Raw genomic sequence first — 2639 nt, 5'->3', positions numbered from 1 at the left:
GTCGTTATGCACTGAATAAACTGAAAGATCACAGCATCCTTCCTTGGTTACTGAAACTGTTTGTCGCCAGTGTGGTGGTGATCTTTTTAATTAGCTGGCGCACTGATGTCACTAATATTTGGGCAATCTTGGGCCCATTCTGCTTTCTGGCGGCGGCCAATGGTGCCATTTATCCACTCGTGGTAAACCGAGCCTTAGAAGATTTTAAATCATGTAGCGCGACAGCGGCGGGCCTGCTCAACTTCTTACAGATGATTATCTGCTTTGTCGCGAGCGCCTTGGTCTCTGCGTTTGCCGCCTCAGGATTGTTCGCGGTCACGACCGTGATGCTATCAACCTGCGCGGTGGTGATTATCGGCTTTGGTTTAGTCTGGCATGCCAACCGTCAAGCGCAGACGCTAGCAACGGCATAAATGACTCGCTCGCTTCTCACAACGTAAAAAGGCGCCATAAAGCGCCTTTTTCTTTTTGAGTTTCGCTCACACAGATGCTGCAATCAACTGAGCCAGTGTTCGTTCAAACGTTTGCATCACAATGTATGTTTAGTCCAATACTAAGAGTATGTTTAGTCCAACACTAAGCTGCCATTGTCATCAAACTGCCAAGCCTCTCCATAGGCAACTTCCCACAAATAGTTGTCAGGGTCAGCAAAGTAACCACTATAGCCGCCCCAAAAAACATCTTGAGCAGGTTTGACAATTCGACCGCCGCATTCTTTAGCCAGCGCAAGCACCTCATCGACCTCTTCTTTTGAACGCGTGTTATGCGCAAGCGTGATCCCACTGAAACCAGCGTCACTAACAGGCATACCGGGCTTTATGTCATCGGCTAAAGCGTCGATTGCATATAACGCTAAACGCGTTCCCGCTGTACTAAAAAACACTATCCCTTCTTCGGGGTGATTATGGGTTGGAAACCCTAGTTGGCGATAAAATTCATACGAACGTGATAAATCGGCAACCCCCAATGTAATGATGCTAATCCTTGCTTCCATACTTCCTCCGTGGTGTTGATTCTAGCTTACATCTTTGGGTGACTACGCGGTGTTAAGTTGCACATGGTTTGCTATACTTTTCAATGTGATTCCTGCCGCTGATAAGCGTGATTGGATCGCCATTAACGCCACATTGTATTCATGACTGTTTTTAAAATCTGCGATCCTTTGCCGATCCGTAAACATCAAACGGATCATCACACTTTGCGGAAAACGTTGATAATTCACCTCATGCGTTAGCCATTCAAAACCATCGACGTGTTTCATGGTCAGCTCACACACCTCAGTCAGTGCTTCGCGGATAGCATTGTCGTATTTTTTATCGGTTTTTCGCATGATTATCTCTTTTTGGTCTCCAGAAGATTGTTTGTCGCCATCAGATTACCCAGTTTAATCACTCGAAACTGGCTGCTTAGGATCAGTGCGGGCGTGGTCAACAAAAATCAGTTCTTCCGTGGCAAAGCCTCGCTGTTTGGCTTCAGAGATAAAACGTTCTTTGACAGACTCAGGTACGGTCGGCGTGCGAGAGAGCAGCCAAAGATAGCCATGATCAGGGCCTGAAATAAAGGCATACTGGTAGTCATCATCTAACTCAAACACCACATATGATCCATAGAAAGGACCAAAGAACGAAACCTTCAGGTACGCCGTCTTATCATTTTCAACGAAGTACGCTTTACCCTCTGCTTCTTGCCATTTGCCCTCTTCGCGGCTAAAGCCTCGGTTGATCACTTTGACGCCACCGTCTTCACGCAACGAGTAAGTTGCCGTCACATYGGATAAGCCGCGCTCAAACGAGTGATCAAGTCTTGCCACTTCGTGCCATGTTCCCAAATAACGGTTGAGGTCAAAATTGGTTACTGGCGTCACATCTTTAGGCATACCAAGGCAGCCGGTTAATATCGTCGATAACAGAAACACGAATCCTAATCTTAATCTCATCACTCACTCCTTGCCGGATGGCACGAATCTAGTGCACCGCCAAACTGGCCATGGCGGCGGCCCTATCTTTAAACTGGATTTTTCCCACACAGCATTGACCCAGCTGCGCATAATGCGCTTGGATATGTGACACGAGCTGAACAAGCGGCATGATTTGCCCACTCGGCTGCCAGTGCTGACCACCGTCTTGACTCAACCAGCAAACGCCTTGGCTATCCACCAGCCGATCATCTTCTGTGATCAGGTTTTCACTCAGTCGACCGAGCGACGCCGAGTCTGGCGCGTATGATAGTTCGTCATCCCCTTGCCAAATCAGTAGCGCAGGATAGTTGATATAGGTGGTCATGACTTGGGCTTAAATATATCAAGTTTGAGTGCCACTGACTTCCCTAACCAACCCACATGATCGGTATGATCAATGTAATCATCGCCCGTCACGCCATGCAAAAACACGGTTAAATCGCCCCGATGCGCCTCAAGCCATGTCATCACCTCATCGAACGCGGCGTTGTCAAAGGCGATCTGAAAACTCCACTTTGGGTGTGGACCGACGCATTTGCGATGAAAACGGCCAAGGTCGATAGGCAGTGACGATGCAGCGGCCGCTTGATAGATAACATCCGCCTGCGCTTCGGTGTCGGCCTCGTAGTAGACATGGGCGTGGTAAGCCTGGTGAACATTGGCAAAAGAGTGATTAGAAGAC

Annotated in this window: 5 protein-coding genes and 1 pseudogene; 1 reads left to right on the top strand and 5 read right to left on the bottom strand. The window is 48.3% G+C overall.

Going from position 1 to position 2639, the window contains the following annotated elements; genetic code table 11:
• Positions 1 to 413: pseudogene (locus tag BZG79_RS13850) on the top strand (Bcr/CflA family multidrug efflux transporter); the annotation flags it as partial.
• Between the two features lie 152 nt (positions 414 to 565).
• Here the strand turns inward: BZG79_RS13850 and BZG79_RS13845 are convergent.
• The 5 genes from BZG79_RS13845 to BZG79_RS13825 all read right to left on the bottom strand — a co-directional run.
• Complete coding sequence (locus BZG79_RS13845) at positions 566 to 994, bottom strand: VOC family protein (protein ID WP_021023717.1); 429 nt, start codon at positions 992 to 994, stop codon at positions 566 to 568.
• A 42-nt stretch (positions 995 to 1036) separates the two neighbouring features.
• Positions 1037 to 1330, bottom strand: coding sequence for a hypothetical protein (locus BZG79_RS13840; RefSeq protein WP_021023716.1), 294 nt, complete (start codon positions 1328 to 1330; stop codon positions 1037 to 1039).
• Between the two features lie 54 nt (positions 1331 to 1384).
• Positions 1385 to 1936 (bottom strand): lipocalin family protein, encoded by a 552-nt coding sequence (locus tag BZG79_RS13835; protein WP_077774692.1) that lies wholly within the window; start codon positions 1934 to 1936, stop codon positions 1385 to 1387.
• Between the two features lie 28 nt (positions 1937 to 1964).
• Complete coding sequence (locus BZG79_RS13830; protein WP_077774691.1) at positions 1965 to 2282, bottom strand: DUF4144 family protein; 318 nt, start codon at positions 2280 to 2282, stop codon at positions 1965 to 1967.
• Positions 2279 to 2639 (bottom strand): DOPA 4,5-dioxygenase family protein (locus BZG79_RS13825; RefSeq protein WP_108743304.1); only part of this gene is annotated, 361 nt, incomplete at its 5' end. The genes BZG79_RS13825 and BZG79_RS13830, both read right to left, overlap by 4 nt.

Origin of the sequence: Salinivibrio sp. MA427 (genome assembly GCF_001996115.1) — a bacterium.
Classification (GTDB): Bacteria; Pseudomonadota; Gammaproteobacteria; order Enterobacterales; family Vibrionaceae; genus Salinivibrio; species Salinivibrio costicola.
Note: the sequence above shows the minus strand (reverse complement) of the source record. Positions and strands in the feature narration are given on the sequence as shown.